Below are 15,086 nucleotides of genomic sequence, written 5' to 3' on the forward strand. Positions count from 1 at the left end.
GGAATCGCCATGTCTATCCTGTCCGACCGCTGGATCCGCGAGCAGGCGCTCGCCACCGGTATGATCGAGCCGTTCGTCGATAGGCAGCAACGCGACGGCTGCATCAGCTATGGCCTGTCCTCCTATGGCTATGACGCGCGGGTGTCGGACGAATTCAAGATCTTCACCAATATAGACAGCGCGATGGTCGATCCGAAGGACTTTGCCGCCAACAGCTTCGTCGATCGCAAGACCGATGTCTGCATCATCCCGCCGAACAGCTTCGCGCTGGCCCGCACGGTCGAATATTTCCGCGTGCCCCGCGACGTGCTGGTCATCTGCCTCGGCAAATCGACCTATGCGCGCTGCGGGATCATCGTGAACGTCACGCCGCTGGAACCCGGTTGGGAGGGGCATGTTACGCTGGAATTCTCGAACACCACGCCCCTGCCCGCGAAGATCTACGCCAATGAAGGCGCGTGCCAGTTCCTGTTCCTGCAAGGGAACGAGCCGTGCGAGGTCAGCTATGCCGACCGGGCGGGCAAATATATGGGCCAGCGCGGGGTGACCTTGCCGAAGCTTTGAGCGGTCGTCCGGGGATATGGAGTGGCGGGGCGGAATGAGCGAACCTATCGATAGCTGGGATGGCGGGCGAGTCCGCACATGGCTCGATCGCCGGATCGAGGCATCGCTCGCCGAACAGGCCCGTGCAGACAGGAACGGGCGCGGTCACGAAGATGATTACGACAAGGCCGCGGCCGAGGAATGGGTCTGCCGCGCGGCCGGCCGGGGCGACGCTGCTGACGATCCTAAGCGGTTCGAGGCGCTGCTGAAGACGCTGTTGGCGCAGGATGAATATCGCCGGCCGGGCATCCATGACGACCGCCGCTTCGAACGCGAAGTCCGAGCCTGCCTGCGCAAGGTGATCAAGATGACGAAGACCAATACCGGCTTCGAGAAACTATCGCGCTTTCAATAGAGTCGGATTGGGCAGGCTTTGCCCGTATCGAGCGGGCGTCCGATGACGGCAATCCGATCGTGCTTGCTGGACCGCCGCTCCCGTCAGCGCGGGATTCGGGTGAGTATAGTCCCCGGAACAGATCGTGGCTGACGGACCATGCGGTGTTCGAACGGGAATTCCGTGCGAAATGCGCTTGCCGGACCGGAACGTCATACTGACGACGGTCGAGGCTTGAAACCGGCGGCATCGCGATCCTGAGCCAGCCACTCTCTTCCCCCCTCCCGCTTGCGGTAGGAGTCGGGGGAGGGTCTGGGGGTTCAGGCAATTCGCCAGAACAGCCCCTACCCAGCCCCTCCCGCAAGCGGGAGGGAGTTAAGAGGGCCTCGCGAAAAGATCGTGAAGCCGGAAGCCATTATCGCCCGTGGCTCTTTCCGGGGTGGCGGGATCGCTGGAGCAATTCAGTCCGAGGACCGGCAGGTCGGTTGGTTCCAGCAACACGGTGGCACACCCGCCGCGATGCTGAGCGAACCGCCGGGGACGTCCTGCCTGCCCTTGCGGTATTCGGTGCGAACGGCCTGGACGGCGCGACGCCAGATTACCCGAAAGCGCCCAGGAACGAAACCGTGCAGGACTGGCTCACGTTGAGGCCCAGCCGTGTAGGCCCGCGCCGTTATTGCAGGGACCAGAACCCAAGCGGCCGTGCGACAGGACGAGTTCCGGTCAGCGCGACGAAAGCTGGACGCCAACCAATTTCCCGAGGCCGGCACGCGCCAAATTGTGGGACCAGGCAGTCTTCTCGCCCGACAGGTCCATCAGCACGTTCGGCTGCGCCAGGACGGCTTCATAAGCCGCGCGTGCCTGCTGCTGCCGATCCGTGTGGCGATAGACGGCTGCGAGGTTAAGCATCAGTTCGGGACGTTCCGGATAGGCTTTGAGCTGCGATGCCAGCGACCGCTCGGCACGGGCATAGTCACCGGTCGCGATCTGGCGATAGCCGGTATGATCCTGCGCGAGCGCCGTCGCCGGTAGCGCCATAGCGCCCAGAACGACCAGGGTGGCAGCAAACGTCCGCATGCTCGATCTCCCGTTACCGCCTTCGCTTATCCGAAGGTTTCAGTTTTGTGACATCCTTGTGTCACTTTTGTGTAACGGAAGCAAGAGCAGATGAATTGGCCCCAACGCAAAAGGGCGGCCCCTTTTGGGACCGCCCTTATCGGCGTCAACGACGATGATCCGGGATCAGAAGTCGTTGCGGTATTGCTCGTTGCCGATGAAGCCCAGCTTCGTCACGCCCGAACGCTTGATCACGGCCAGCACCTCGTCGACGCGGGCATACCGCGCCTGCGGATCGGGCTGGAAGTGCAGCTCGGGCTCAGGCTTGATCTGCGTGGTCTGCTCCAGATACTGCTGAAGCGTCACGCCGTCGACTGGTGCACCATTCCACGAGATCGTGCCCGCAGGATCGATGACGACCTTGTTCTTCTGCGGATCGATGACCTGCGTCTTGTTGTTCGGGTCGTTGACCGGAAGATCGACCTTCACCGCGTGAGTCTGGATCGGGATGGTGATGATGAACATGATGAGGAGAACGAGCAGGACGTCGATCAACGGCGTCATGTTCATTTCCATCATCGGTTCACCGTCGTCGGAACCGCCAGCCATTGCCATATCAATTACTCCTGAGTCTTGCGCGGTTCGTTACAGACGGGCAGTCGCTTCGCCCGGAGGTGGTTCGGAAATGAACCCGACCTTCGCGAAACCTGCCATCTGCATCGTGTAGATCGCGCCACCGATACACTGGTAGGGCGTCGCTACGTCACCGCGGATATGCGCTTCCGGCAGTTCGAGCGCAGGATTGCCTACGCCGCCCTGCCGATCGATTTCCGCCTTCAGCTTCGTTACGGCGCGATCCAGCAGTTCCTGATGCGTCACCCGCGTCATGTTCCAGTAGATTGCGCACTTGCCTTCTTTATCGGTCGTGATCGACAGCGACACGTTTTCCGGCTTGGTCGTCGTCGGATCGTACTTCACGCTGGGAAGCTTGACCTTGACGGCCTGGATCGCGACCGGAACCGCGATCAGGAAGATGATCAGCAGGACGAGCATAACATCGACCAACGGGGTCGTGTTGATGTCCGACATTGGTTTTTCGGTATCACCGCCAGCACTTATTGCCATTGAGGGCTATCCCTATGTGTTCAATCGCGCTGCCGGACCGGGTCCTGCAGCGGGGGACCGGGATGCGGGCGGACGCCCGCAACCCCGTGTCCTTCAATTATGCGCGCGGCGTGGTGCCGGCGGTCGTGGTCGTCGCAGCAGGCTTCACCGCAGCGGCAGGAGCCGCCTTGCGAGCCGTCGGACGAACCGCACCGTTCGATGCCAGGAAGCCGAGCACGTCGTTCGAGAAGGCGGCGAGGTCTTCCGCGATCGACTTGTTGCGACGCTGCAGCCAGTTATAGGCAAGCACGGCCGGAACGGCGACGGCGAGGCCGAGTGCGGTCATGATCAGTGCTTCACCGACCGGGCCGGCAACGGCGTCGATCGATGCCTGACCAGCCGCACCGATCTTGATCAGTGCGCGGTAGATGCCGATAACCGTACCGAACAGACCGACGAACGGAGCGACCGAACCCACCGTCGCGAGGAAGGCGAGACCGCCACCCAGCTTCGAGTTGATCGTTGCTTCCGAACGCGCGAGCGAACCGTGCAGCCAGTCATGCGCTTCGACCGGATCGGTCAGCTGCGTGTGCTGTTCCTGAGCGGCGAGGCCGTCGTCGACGATCTGGCGATAGGCCGAGTTCTTCTCGAGCTTGGCAGCGCCTTCCTTCAGGTTAGGCGAGCTCCAGAACGTCTGACGCACGCGCTTGGCCTGGTTCATCACCTTCTGCTGTTCGAACAACTTGGTGAACATGATGTAGAACGACACGATCGACATGAACGCCAGGATGCAGAACACGGTCCAGGCGATAACGCCGCCCTGTTCGAGTGCTTCCCAGAAACCGTACGGGTTCGAGCCGGCGGCGGGTGCCGCACCGGCGGCGAGAATGGTGGTCATCATTGCGGTAAATCCCTCTTAGATAGCAGCATATGGATGGCTGGAGCCCGGCGGGCTCCGGCTGAATTCGTCATTCCGGAAGCTTCCAGGTGAAGCGCAGCGTCTTCGTACCACCCGGAACCGGCTGGCCCGCGGCGTTCAATGCCGGGGTGTACCGACCACGACGCGTCACGAGCGAGCATGCCGTACGGTCGAGCGTCGACGAACCGGAACTGGAGCTGACGCGACAATTCTCGATACGACCCTGTGCGTTGACCTCGAAGGTCAGGCCGCTGACGCCCTGTTCCTGATCACGCACGGACGACGGCGGATAGTCGTCATCCGTAATCCACGACTGCGGATTACCCTTGATACCAGCCGCCTTGCTGATGACCGTCGGCGGAGCCGGCGGTGCTGGCGGAGCCGGCGGCGCCGCGATCGGCACCATCGGCGCAGCCGGCGGCGGCGTCGTAACCGTCTGCATCACGACCGGCGGACGCGGCGTGTTCACGATCGGCGGCGGGGAAACCACCGGCGGCGGAGGCAGCGGCTGGTCTGGCGGCGGCGGGGGTGGGGGTTCATCCGGCGGCGGGGGGAGGTGGCTCCTCCACGTCGAACACATCCATCTTCTCCGTCGCCTTCTTCACGTACTTGTACGCGAGCCCGGTGACGAAGGCATATCCAATAACGGCGTGGATGAGCGCGACGATAACGATCGCGACCACCTTACCACCGCTCATCTTTTGGTCAGCGTAAGCCATTCAGAAACGACACTCCTCAATCACGGCAACCCCGGCACCGGCCTATTGACCATGATTCCGCCTGCCATGGGCTAGTGTATCCTCGGACAGAGCCCAAACCTCTATCGCGGCGTAAACTACGACGCAAACGCTTTGTCGGACGCAACAAACGTACAATCGCGAGGTGGCAGAATTATTTCTGTTTAACCCTGGCACGATCGCGTAACCTGCGGGGCATGCAGTCGATCCGAAAAATGCTGGCCGTTGCAACCGCCACGCTGGCCTTTGCAACACCAATTGGTGCGCAACCGGCGGTGCAGTCGCAGGCCCAATCCGGTCCGCAGCTCGCCGCCCCCCTGCCCCCGCCGCCATATGCACCGTTCGCCGATCTGGTGCTCGACGCGCCGGTCATCGTCGATGCGGCGATTCGCAGCACCACGCGAATCAAGGGTCCCGAGGCCGCGAACGTCCCCCCCGGCCTGGCGCGTCTGTATGTCGAGGCCGATATCCAGTCGCTGATTCGTGGCCCCGCCGCGATGCCGCTGCGCATCGGTTATCTGCTCGACGTCCGCCCCGATGCGCGCGGGCGGCTGCCCAATCTCCGCAAGCTGCGCGTGCTGCTGTTCGCCCGCCCGGTGGCGGGGAACGATGCGCAGATCCAGTTGATCCGCCCGGATGCGCAGCGCGACTGGACCCCCGCCGCGGACGCGCTCACCCGCCGGATCACGACCGAAGTGCTGGCGGCCGACGCGCCGCCAAGCATCACAGGGCTTGGCAACAGCTTCCACACGCCCGGCGCGCTGCCCGGCGAAGGCGAGACGCAGATCTTCCTGATCACGGCCGATGCGCGCCCGGTTTCGCTCAGCATCGTCACGCAACCCGCGGGAACGAAGCGCTGGGTCGTCTCGCTCAGCGACGTGGTGGACCAGGCGGCGCGGCCACCGGAACGCGACACCTTGTTATGGTATCGCCTCGCCTGCTTCCTGCCGCCCGCTTTGCCCGGCACGGCGGAACCGCAGGCGGCGGAGGATTATCGCTTCGTGCTCGACTCGCTCGGCTCCTGCGACCGGGGAAGCCCCCCGGCCTGACCGTTCGCGGTCAGCGCCAGGATCTGGCCAGTGGTCGATCCGGCGCCAGCGAGGAACCGCGCGGCCGATACACTGTCTGCTGGCGCACCATCGATACCCACGTCCAGCGCCCCGATTCGCCGCTCCGGCCCGAGTTCGATCGCGAGCGCACCGATTGCGGCGAGCATCATCGCCCGGTCGACGGATGCGGAGGTGCTATCCACGACCACCAGCGTAAACGCCTTCGTTCCCTCGCGGACTCGGTCGATCGCGGATGCCGGCCCGTCCGTCATGTAAACGATCGCCACGCCTTCATCGCGCGCGAACGCCTCGGCCATCAGGTCCGCCAGCGTCATCGCCGGTGGCGGCGCAACGTCATTCCGATCGCCTCGCCCGCTTCGGAAATGGCCAGCTTGACGATCTTCACCTCGACCCACGTCACGCGATCGTCCTGCAGGAACAACGTCTCGCAGATATGATCGGCGACGCCCTCGATCAGCGTGAAATGCACGCCCTCGGGAAGCGCGGTCGTCGCCGAGTGTTTCAGATCGAGATAGTTTTTCGACGCGGACAGCGGCGTATCCGGCGCGAATCGGTCCGGGCAGGTCATCCCCAGCGTGATCGATATGCGCAACGGCTGCGGCAGATGCGTTTCCTCGGAATAAATTCCGGTGAGCACCTGGACTTCGAGATCGTGCACTTCGAGCGTGAGACTGTCGTCCAAACCCGGATATTCCTTTCGCAATCGCCCCGCCCGCGCCGCCTGTGCGGGCCGGGACCGTCAAAGCCGCGCCATAGCAGAAGCGCGGCCGCGGGAAAGGCGCACCGCGGGCCTGCGGGTGCCATTCCGCTTGGCCTCTCCCCCCACACCCTCCTAAATCGCGCATCCCGCGCGGCGTTCGGCTGTGCGGAACGCGAAGGGTTTGCCGTGCAGATCGTGCCGATTGCCGATGTGTCCGCGGATGCGGTCGAACAGTTGCTGGATCGCGCCTTCGGTTCCGCCCGCCGCGCCCGCACCGCGTATCGCATCCGCGAGGGCATGGACGCGCTGCCGGCGTTCAGCTTTGCCGGGGTCGAGGACGGAACGCTGATCGGGACGATCCAATGCTGGCCGATCGCGCTCGATACGGATGACGGACGAAGCCTTCCGCTGATCATGCTCGGCCCGGTGGCGATCGAGCCGCTGCGTCAACAGGGTGGGCTTGGCCGGTCGTTGACCGCGCATGCGCTCGCCGCGATCGATGCGGACAGCGCCGCGCCCGCGGTCATGCTGATCGGCGATCCCGAATATTACGGACGCTTCTTCGGTTTCACGGCGACGGCGACCGCCGCGTGGCGCGTTCCCGGCCCGGTCGAACGCCACCGCTTGCTCGCGCGCGGAGCGGATGTGCCCGATGCCGCCGGTATGCTGGGGCCACGCGTTCCGGCCTGTACCTGACACGCCGCGACCGTCGTCACCCTTTGGCGACTCTTGCGGCCTGGCGGCACCGCGCCTACCGGTTCGATATGCCGATGCCCCCCCTTCCCGATCTGTCCTCCCTTTCGCTCGCCGACATTGCCCGGCTGGCGGAGGAGAATCGCCTACCGCCGGTAGAACGCTGGAATCCCACGCATTGCGGTGACAGCGAAATGCGGATCGCGCGCGACGGCACATGGTTTCACCAGGGATCGCCGATCGGGCGCCCGGCGATGGTCCGATTGTTCTCGACGATCCTGCGGCGCGAACCCGATGGCGGCTACGTGCTCGTCACGCCGGTCGAGAAACTGGATATCGCCGTCGAGGATGCGCCGTTTCAGGCCGTCGAGGTGAAGATCGAGGGCGAGGGCCAAGGCACCACGCTCGCCTTCCGCCTGAACACCGGCGACATCGTGACCGCCGGCGCCGAGCATCCGCTGCGCTTCGAATCGACCGACGAAGGCCCCCGCCCCTATCTGCACGTCCGCGGCGGGCTGGAGGCATTGGTCGCGCGGCCGGTCTATTACGAACTCGCCACGCTGGCGCTGGCCGGCGACGATCAACCGCCCGGCATCTGGAGTGCGGGCGCCTTCTTCCCGCTGGAAAATAAGGCGTGACGCTGGCCGAACGGCTGTTTCACGCACTGGAAACCGGGAATGCTGCCGACCCCGTTCTGCTTACCGGCGATCATGTCGACGGGGATGCGGTGATGGACGCGCCGATGCAGGCCGCCGTGCTGATCGCGGTGACGGATCGCGCCAATCCGGGTGTCCTTCTGACACGGCGTACCGATACGCTGAGCAAGCATCCCGGACAGGTCGCCTTTCCGGGCGGGCGGATCGACCCCGGCGATAGCGGACCGGTCGCCGCCGCGCTGCGCGAGGCGGAGGAGGAGATCGCACTCCCGGTCGAAGCGGTGACGGTCGTCGGCATCGCGGATCGCTATCGCACGATCACCGGGTTCGAGGTGACGCCCGTTGTCGGCGTGATCCCGCCCGATCTGGTGCTGACGCCAAGCGAGGCCGAGGTGGCGGCGGTGTTCGAAGTGCCGCTGGACTTCATCCTCGACGGCGCGAATCATCTCGAGGCTTCGGTGGAGTTTCAGGGCCGTAACCGGCACTATTACGAGATACTATGGGGCGGGCACCGCATCTGGGGCGCGACTGCAGCGATGATCGTCAACCTTTCGCGGCGGCTACGATGGACCAGTTGATTTCCGCCGATGCCGCATTCCTGCACCGCGATGGCCTTTCCGCGCTGACCGAGGCGCTCGGCGCGGCGCGTGGCGAGGTGCGGTTCGTCGGCGGAATCGTGCGCGATACGCTGATCGGGATCGACGCGGCGGATGTCGATCTGGCGACGGTGCATCAGCCGGAGGACGTGATCCACGCGGTGAAGCGCGCCGGGATCAAGGTCGTGCCGACCGGCCTCGCGCACGGCACGGTGACCGCGATCCTGCCGTCCGGCCCGGTCGAGGTGACGACGCTGCGCCGCGACGTATCGACCGATGGCCGTCATGCGATCGTCGCCTTCACCGACGACTGGCGCGAGGATGCCGCACGGCGGGATTTCACGATCAACGCGCTATACGCCGATCCGGTATCGCTGAAAGTGATCGATTATTTCGGCGGCCTGGACGACCTCGCGGCGGGCCGGGTGCGTTTCATCGGCGATCCCTTACAGCGTATCGCGGAGGATCATCTGCGCATCCTGCGCTTCTTCCGCTTCCATGCGCGTTTCGGCGACGTGCCCGATGCCGAGGGTCTGGCCGCCTGTCGGGACCGCGCCAACGATCTGATGGCACTGTCGCGCGAACGGATCGCGGCCGAACTGCTGAAACTGCTCGTCGCGAAACATGCGCCGCGCGTCGTGGCGCTGATGATCGATTCCGGCATCTTCCGCCCCGTATTGCCCGAGATCGACACAGCCGATCGTCTGGTCGCGCTGGCAGCGCGGGAGGCGGAGGCCGGGATCGCGCCCGATCCGATCCGCCGCCTCGCCGCGTTGCTGCCGCGCGATGCCGCTCTGGCGGAGGATGTCGGTGCGCGGCTGCGGCTGTCGAACGTGGACCGTCGTCGCTTGATCGCCGCTACCGAACCGGATGCGGGGGACGAGGCCCGCGCGCTGCACTATCGGCTGGGCGAGACGTTGGCGGCGGATCGTCTGCTGCTGTCCGATCGCCCGATCGACGACGCCCGCGCGCTGACCGGGTTCACCACGCAGAACTTCCCGATCAAGGGCGGCGACCTCGTCGCGCGCGGGGTCGGCAAGGGGCCGGACGTGGCGCGCCTGTTGCGCGTGGTGGAAAGCCAGTGGGTTGCCGAGGGCTTTCCCGATGCCGAACGGACCAACGCGATTGCCGACGCGGCGGTCGCTCAGTGGTTGGTGGCGAGCAGGTAGGTGTAGGCAGCGTCCGCCTCCAGCGGTCGCGCGAAACTATAGCCCTGTCCGTAGGTGCAGCCGAGCGCGGCGAGCGTCTGGGCGAGTTCGTTCGTCTCGATCCCCTCCGCCGTGGTCTTCATGCCCAGGGCGGATGCGAGGCTCAGGATCGCGCGGACGATCGACACCTTGTCGCGATCGGCCAGCATGCCGGTGATGAAGCTGCGATCGATCTTCAGCACGTCGATCGGCAGCTTCTGGAGATAGGCGAGGTTCGAATAACCGGTGCCGAAATCGTCCATCGCGATCGTCGTGCCCAGCCCCTTCAGCGCATGCATGATCGCCGCGATGCGATCCGGGTCAGTCACCAGCGCGCTTTCGGTCAGTTCCAGCGTGAAGCGCCGCCCGTCGAGACCGTTCGCGCTCAGCGCACGCTCAACCAGGATCGGAATGCGATCACGCTGCAACTGGATCGCGGACAAATTGACGGCCAGCTTCACGCCGCAATCGCCGCCGAATCTGGTATCCCAACCAGCCAGCGTCGTCGCCGCCTCGTCGATCGCCCAGCGCCCGAGCGGTACGATCAGCCCCGATTCTTCGGCCACGGGAATGAAATCGTTCGGGGAATGCGCGCGTCCATCCTCGTCGGTCCAGCGCGCGAGCGATTCGAATGCGACGATTCGCCCCGTCGCGAGATCGCAGATCGGCTGGTAGGTCAGCCGCATCATCCCGTTCTCGATCGCGCGGCGCAGCGCGGTTTCCATGCCGAACTGTTCGCGCGCGATATCGAATTGCTGGATCTGATAGGCTTCGGGGCGACCGCTGATCTTCGAGCGTTTCACTGCAAACTGCGCGTGCCGGATCAATTCCTCAGCATCGTCCATCTCGGTCGATCCGAACGCGATCCCGATCGAACAGGACACCTTGATCTCGAAATCCGTCAGGCGGAAGGGCGTGGCCAGCGCGCCTTCGATCCGCTTGGCGACATGCTGCGCATCGCCCGGCCCGTCCTCCAGCGTCAGCAGGATGCCGAATTCATCGCCCCCCGTCCGCGCCAGCACATCGTGGGCGCGCAAGGCCCCCTTCAGCCGGCGCGCGAGCGTGATGAGCAATTCGTCCCCCGCCATCGACCCCAGGCACGCATTGACGCGGCTGAAGCGATCGAGATCCAGCACCATCACCGCATAGGAGGCACGTTCGGCCGGAACCGCCATCAGCCCCTCGAGCCGATCGGAGAACCCGGCGCGGTTCGGCAGCCCGGTCAGGCTGTCCGTCATCATCTCGCGGCGAAGATTGTGTTCGGTGCGCAGTTCGGACGTGTGATCGACGAAGGTCACCAGGCACCGGCGCAGCTCGTTCCGCTGCACCCGCGCGATCGTGACGCGGTAATGCCGGCAGTCGATACTCTCGCCGAACGCCCAGTCGCATTCCCGTTGCAGCGAGTCGCTGTCCAGGAAGTCGGCGATCTCGGCCCCGAAAATCTCGATGAACGGCGACTGATCCGAAGACACGCCAAGTCCCGCCAGCCGGAACCGGTCGTTATGCGCGTGCAGGACAAAGACCTGATCGACATGGGTAATGATCGCCGCGGGGATCGGCAGCAAGTTGATCGTCGCCGTGGAGATCGCCTGATCGGGCGCATAGGGCGCCGGGCCGTCCACGGGCGTGGGCAGCTTCTTGCGGAACAGGTTCAGTGGCCTTGGCGTCACCATTACACTTGAGCGGTAAGCTAACTTAGTTAAGGCCCGCTAAAGCCCGGTTCATTCCGCTATCCCAACGACCGGTACCGATCAGAACTTGTTATCGCGCGGGAATCCGGTCGGCGGCATCCGCCCCGCCGCACCCCGCGCAACTCGCCACTGCGACAGATCGGATTCGGTCCGCGTCCGCCCGGTTTCGCCGCCCATCCGCCAGCTGAGACCGTCGGCGTAGACGAACGTGATCGCATCCGACAGGCCGCCATCGCCATAGCGTTGCAGCTGCACCCCTGCCCTTTCGACAGTTCCGCCAGTTCGGACAAAGGGAAGACGAGCAACCGGCGATTGTCGCCGATCGCCGCGACGTAATCCGCATTCGGCTCCACCGGCTTGACCAGTTTCAGCTTCGCCCCGATCCGCGGCGTGACCACCGTCTTGCCCTTGCGCGTCTCCGCGATCGTATCGGCGGTCTGCACGATGAAGCCGCGCCCGTCCGATGCTGCGACGAGCAGCTTCTTCGCGCGGCTGGCGGGAAGCAAGGCGACGATCCCGACCTCGCCGTCCAGATCGATCAACAGGCGCACCGGCTCGCCGAACCCGCGCCCTCCAGGCAATTTGTCCGCCGCGAGCGTGAAGAAGCGCCCGTTCTCCGCCGCCAGCAGGATCTTGTCCGTCGTCTGCGCGGTGAAGGCGAAGGCCGGCCCGTCACCTTCCTTGAACTTCAGTGCGGCGATCGCGGCATCGTCGGCATGCCCCTTCATCGCGCGGATCCAGCCGCGTTCGGACAGGATCACGGTGATGGGCTCGCGCTCGATCATCAGTTCCAGCGGAATTTCCCGCGCCGGTGCAGCCTCCGCCACGGTCGTCCGCCGCTTGCCCAGCGGCGTTTCGGGGCCGTAGCGATCGCGCAGCTTCGCCATGTCGCGCTTCAACCGGGTCCGCTGCCGCGCGTCGCTGCCCAGCAGCGCCTCCAGCGAGGACTTCTCCGCCTCCAGACCCTCACGCTCCTTGCGGATCTGCATCTCCTCCAGCTTCCGCAACCGCCGCAGCCGCATGTCGAGGATCGCTTCCGCCTGCCGGTCGGTCAGGCCGAATTCGGCGATCATGATCGGCTTCGGCTCATCCTCGCTGCGGATGATCTCGATCACACGGTCGAGATTGAGATAGGCGATCAGATAACCGTCGAGCAGCTCGACCCGGTCGGCGATCTTGTCGAGCCGGTATTGCGACCGCCGCTGCAACACGACGAACTGGTGATCGACCCAGCCCTTCAACGCATCGCGCAAGCTCATCACGCGCGGCGTCCGCGTCTTGTCGAGCACGTTGAGGTTCAGACTGACCCGATTTTCCAGATCGGTCATCCGGAACAGGCTTTCCATCAGCATGTCCGCATCCACACTGCGGCTGCGCGGTTCGATGACGATGCGGATTTCGCTGTCGGATTCGTCGCGCACATCGGCCAGGATCGGCAGCTTCTTGTCGTTGATCAGCCCGGCGATCTGCTCGATCAGCTTGCCCTTCTGCACGCCGTACGGAATTTCGGTGATCACCGCATTCCAGGTGCCGCCCTTCTCCCGCTCGACCGACCAGCGCGCACGCACGCGAAAGCCGCCGCGCCCGGTGGCATAGGCCTCGGCGATCGCGGCCGGCGAATCCACCACCAGCCCGCCGGTCGGGAAATCCGGCCCCTTGATGAACTCGAGCATCTGCGCATCGCCGGCATCCGGCTGCTCGATCAGCAGGATCGCGGCGTCGAACAGTTCGGCGGCGTTGTGCGGCGGAATGCTCGTCGCCATGCCGACCGCGATCCCCGCCGCGCCATTGGCCAGCAGGTTGGGGAAGAGGCCGGGAAACAGTTCCGGCTCGTGATCCTCGTTATTGTAGGTCGGGCGATAATCGACGGCGTCCTCGTCCAGCCCGTCCATCATATCGATCGCGACCTGCGTCAGCCGCGCCTCGGTATAGCGATAGGCGGCGGCATTATCGCCGTCGATATTCCCGAAATTCCCCTGACCGTCGACCAGGGGATATCGCATCGCGAACCCCTGCGCCAACCGCACCATCGCGTCGTAGACCGACTGGTCGCCATGCGGATGGTATTTGCCGATCACGTCGCCGACGACGCGCGCGCATTTCTTGTAGCCCTGCGCCGGATCCAGCTTGAGCAGCCGCATCGCCCAGAGCAGCCGGCGATGGACCGGTTTCAACCCGTCGCGAAGGTCGGGTAGCGACCGCGCCGTGATCGTCGACAGCGCATAGACCAGATACCGGTCGCTCAACGCGCTGTCGAACGGCGCGTCCACGATGGCGTTGAAGGGATCTTCCGGGTCTTTGACGTCTGTCGGCATGAAGACTGCCTAGCAGGCGTGCGGGCGCCGATCAAAGGGCGACGACGGGGCGGCGTGGTGTGGTTCGTTCGCTCGTGGCGCCAACCGCCCCGGTCCTCGATCACGGACGTACATTCCCCACCCGCCCCGTCATCCGGAACACTTAATGCAAATTTAGCCGCCTTTGTCGTAAACCCTTCAGGCTATGCCGCGCACCGGGACCGAACGACGTTGAAAATCCTGGTCCTCTCCAGCCTGTTCCCAAACGACGTACAGCCGCGCCACGGGATCTTCATCGAACATCGCGTCGCGCATCTCGCGCGCGCCGGTGACGAGATCCAGGTCGTCGCACCGGTCCCGTGGTTCCCGAGCAGCAACCCCCGGTTCGGCCACTACGCCGCCCTGACGCGCATCCCGAAGGCGACGACGCGCCGCGGCGTTGCGGTCATCTATCCGCGCTATCCCGTCATCCCGAAAGTGGGGATGACGCTGGCACCGATGCTGATGGCGGCGGCGCTGTATCCCGTGCTGGCGAAGCTGCGCCGGAGGTTCGAATTCGACGTGATCGATTCATATTATCTCTATCCCGACGGGGTCGCGGCGGCGTTGCTCGCCAAATGGTTGGACGTGCCGTTCACGATGACGGCGCTGGGCAGCGACGTGACGCAGATTCCGGAATCGGCCTCCGCCCGGCACATGATCCTGTCCGCGACGCGGCGGGCGGCGGCGGTCACGACCGTCGCGGGCGCGCTGCGCGATCAACTGCTCACGCTCGGCGCACGGCCGGACAATATCAGCGTGGTGCTGCACGGCGTGGATCTCGACCTGTTCAGTCCGCCGCCCGACCGCGCCGCACTACGCGCACGGCTCGGTATGGCCGGACCGACCGTGATGTGCGTCGGCTATCTGGTCGAAAACAAGGGTATCGATCTGGCGATCCGCGCGATCGCCCTCCTGTCCGGCGTCCGGCTGATGATCGCGGGGACCGGCCCCTGTGCCACCGCGCTGACGGCGCTGGCAGAGTCGCTAGGCGTGCGCGATCGGGTCAATTTCCTCGGCCATGTCGATCAGCAATCGCTGCCCGAATTGTACGGCGCGGCCGACATCGTCGCGAATTGCTCCGCGCGCGAAGGGATTTCAAACGTCCTGCTGGAAGCGCTGGCGTGCGGAACCCCTTTGGTCGCGACGCCCGTCTGGGGATCGCCGGAGGTCGTATCGTGCGCCGAGGCCGGAATGCTGGCGCGCGACCGTTCGGACACCGCGATCGCGGATGCCATCGCCCACCTCATTGCCGATCCGCCCGATCGGGCGAAGACCCGCGCCTATGCCGAGACGTTCAACTGGCGGGAAACGGGGCGACTGCATCATGCGCTGCTGACCGAAGCGACGACATAGCCGGTCGCGCACTTCCACGGCGTGATCAGGCAAAATGAGAAACCCGATCTC

General features: G+C 65.0%; 15 protein-coding genes and 2 pseudogenes. 8 read left to right on the forward strand and 9 right to left on the reverse strand.

Translation table 11 applies throughout. The features are described from left to right. The first annotated feature begins 9 nt into the window (after positions 1-9). Both dcd and H5J25_RS12375 read left to right on the forward strand, forming a co-directional pair. Positions 10-564 (forward strand): dCTP deaminase, encoded by a 555-nt coding sequence (gene dcd, locus H5J25_RS12370; protein WP_202091428.1) that lies wholly within the window; start codon positions 10-12, stop codon positions 562-564. Positions 565-598: 34 nt separating this feature from the next. Beyond that, on the forward strand, positions 599-958 hold the full coding sequence (locus H5J25_RS12375; RefSeq protein ID WP_202091430.1) for a hypothetical protein: 360 nt from the start codon (positions 599-601) through the stop codon (positions 956-958). 702 nt (positions 959-1,660) lie between these two features. Here the strand turns inward: H5J25_RS12375 and H5J25_RS12380 are convergent. The 5 genes and pseudogenes from H5J25_RS12380 to H5J25_RS12400 all read right to left on the reverse strand — a co-directional run bounded on the left by H5J25_RS12380 (position 1,661) and on the right by H5J25_RS12400 (position 4,735). After that, the gene (locus tag H5J25_RS12380) at positions 1,661-2,014 is read right to left on the reverse strand and encodes a tetratricopeptide repeat protein (protein WP_202091432.1); all 354 of its coding nucleotides are present in this window, start codon (positions 2,012-2,014) and stop codon (positions 1,661-1,663) included. 165 nt (positions 2,015-2,179) lie between these two features. Then, positions 2,180-2,608, reverse strand: a complete 429-nt coding sequence (locus tag H5J25_RS12385; protein WP_202091434.1) for an ExbD/TolR family protein — start codon at positions 2,606-2,608, stop codon at positions 2,180-2,182. Between the two features lie 30 nt (positions 2,609-2,638). Further along, a complete protein-coding gene (locus H5J25_RS12390) occupies positions 2,639-3,118 on the reverse strand; it encodes an ExbD/TolR family protein (protein ID WP_202091436.1) in 480 nt (159 codons plus the stop codon). Positions 3,119-3,215: 97 nt separating this feature from the next. Further along, on the reverse strand, positions 3,216-3,998 hold the full coding sequence (locus H5J25_RS12395) for a MotA/TolQ/ExbB proton channel family protein (RefSeq protein ID WP_202091438.1): 783 nt from the start codon (positions 3,996-3,998) through the stop codon (positions 3,216-3,218). A 67-nt stretch (positions 3,999-4,065) separates the two neighbouring features. After that, a pseudogene (locus H5J25_RS12400) lies at positions 4,066-4,735 on the reverse strand (TonB family protein). A gap of 215 nt (positions 4,736-4,950) precedes the next feature. Here H5J25_RS12400 and H5J25_RS12405 point away from each other — a divergent pair. Beyond that, entirely contained in the window at positions 4,951-5,802 is an 852-nt protein-coding gene (locus H5J25_RS12405) for a hypothetical protein (RefSeq protein WP_225883096.1), read from the forward strand. Here the strand turns inward: H5J25_RS12405 and H5J25_RS12410 are convergent. Both H5J25_RS12410 and H5J25_RS12415 read right to left on the reverse strand, forming a co-directional pair. Further along, on the reverse strand, positions 5,745-6,137 hold the full coding sequence (locus H5J25_RS12410) for a Rossmann fold domain-containing protein (RefSeq protein ID WP_202091440.1): 393 nt from the start codon (positions 6,135-6,137) through the stop codon (positions 5,745-5,747). The two genes, H5J25_RS12405 and H5J25_RS12410, sit on opposite strands and share 58 nt — an antisense overlap. Next, positions 6,134-6,505 (reverse strand): dihydroneopterin aldolase, encoded by a 372-nt coding sequence (locus tag H5J25_RS12415; protein WP_202091442.1) that lies wholly within the window; start codon positions 6,503-6,505, stop codon positions 6,134-6,136. The genes H5J25_RS12410 and H5J25_RS12415 overlap by 4 nt, the downstream gene beginning before the upstream one ends. A 204-nt stretch (positions 6,506-6,709) precedes the next feature. Between H5J25_RS12415 and H5J25_RS20760 the strand changes: the two genes are divergently transcribed. The 4 genes from H5J25_RS20760 to H5J25_RS12435 all read left to right on the forward strand — a co-directional run bounded on the left by H5J25_RS20760 (position 6,710) and on the right by H5J25_RS12435 (position 9,637). Further along, the gene (locus H5J25_RS20760; protein ID WP_225883097.1) at positions 6,710-7,219 is read left to right on the forward strand and encodes a GNAT family N-acetyltransferase; all 510 of its coding nucleotides are present in this window, start codon (positions 6,710-6,712) and stop codon (positions 7,217-7,219) included. 68 nt (positions 7,220-7,287) lie between these two features. Continuing rightward, positions 7,288-7,854 carry a DUF1285 domain-containing protein gene (locus tag H5J25_RS12425; protein WP_202091446.1) on the forward strand — a complete coding sequence of 189 codons (567 nt, stop codon included), beginning with the start codon at positions 7,288-7,290 and terminating at the stop codon, positions 7,852-7,854. After that, positions 7,851-8,450, forward strand: coding sequence for a CoA pyrophosphatase (locus tag H5J25_RS12430; protein ID WP_202091448.1), 600 nt, complete (start codon positions 7,851-7,853; stop codon positions 8,448-8,450). Before H5J25_RS12425 ends, H5J25_RS12430 begins: the two co-directional genes overlap by 4 nt. Beyond that, on the forward strand, positions 8,438-9,637 hold the full coding sequence (locus tag H5J25_RS12435; RefSeq protein WP_202091450.1) for a CCA tRNA nucleotidyltransferase: 1,200 nt from the start codon (positions 8,438-8,440) through the stop codon (positions 9,635-9,637). The genes H5J25_RS12430 and H5J25_RS12435 overlap by 13 nt, the downstream gene beginning before the upstream one ends. Here the strand turns inward: H5J25_RS12435 and H5J25_RS12440 are convergent. Next, the gene (locus H5J25_RS12440; RefSeq protein ID WP_202091452.1) at positions 9,613-11,328 is read right to left on the reverse strand and encodes a putative bifunctional diguanylate cyclase/phosphodiesterase; all 1,716 of its coding nucleotides are present in this window, start codon (positions 11,326-11,328) and stop codon (positions 9,613-9,615) included. The two genes, H5J25_RS12435 and H5J25_RS12440, sit on opposite strands and share 25 nt — an antisense overlap. Before the next feature lie 78 nt (positions 11,329-11,406). Then, positions 11,407-13,661 (reverse strand): annotated as a pseudogene (gene parC / locus H5J25_RS12445) (DNA topoisomerase IV subunit A). 210 nt (positions 13,662-13,871) lie between these two features. Between parC and H5J25_RS12450 the strand changes: the two are divergent. After that, the gene (locus H5J25_RS12450; RefSeq protein WP_202091454.1) at positions 13,872-15,035 is read left to right on the forward strand and encodes a glycosyltransferase; all 1,164 of its coding nucleotides are present in this window, start codon (positions 13,872-13,874) and stop codon (positions 15,033-15,035) included. Positions 15,036-15,086 lie beyond the last annotated feature (51 nt).

This window comes from Sphingomonas aliaeris (genome assembly GCF_016743815.1).
Taxonomy (GTDB): Bacteria; Pseudomonadota; Alphaproteobacteria; order Sphingomonadales; family Sphingomonadaceae; genus Sphingomonas; species Sphingomonas aliaeris.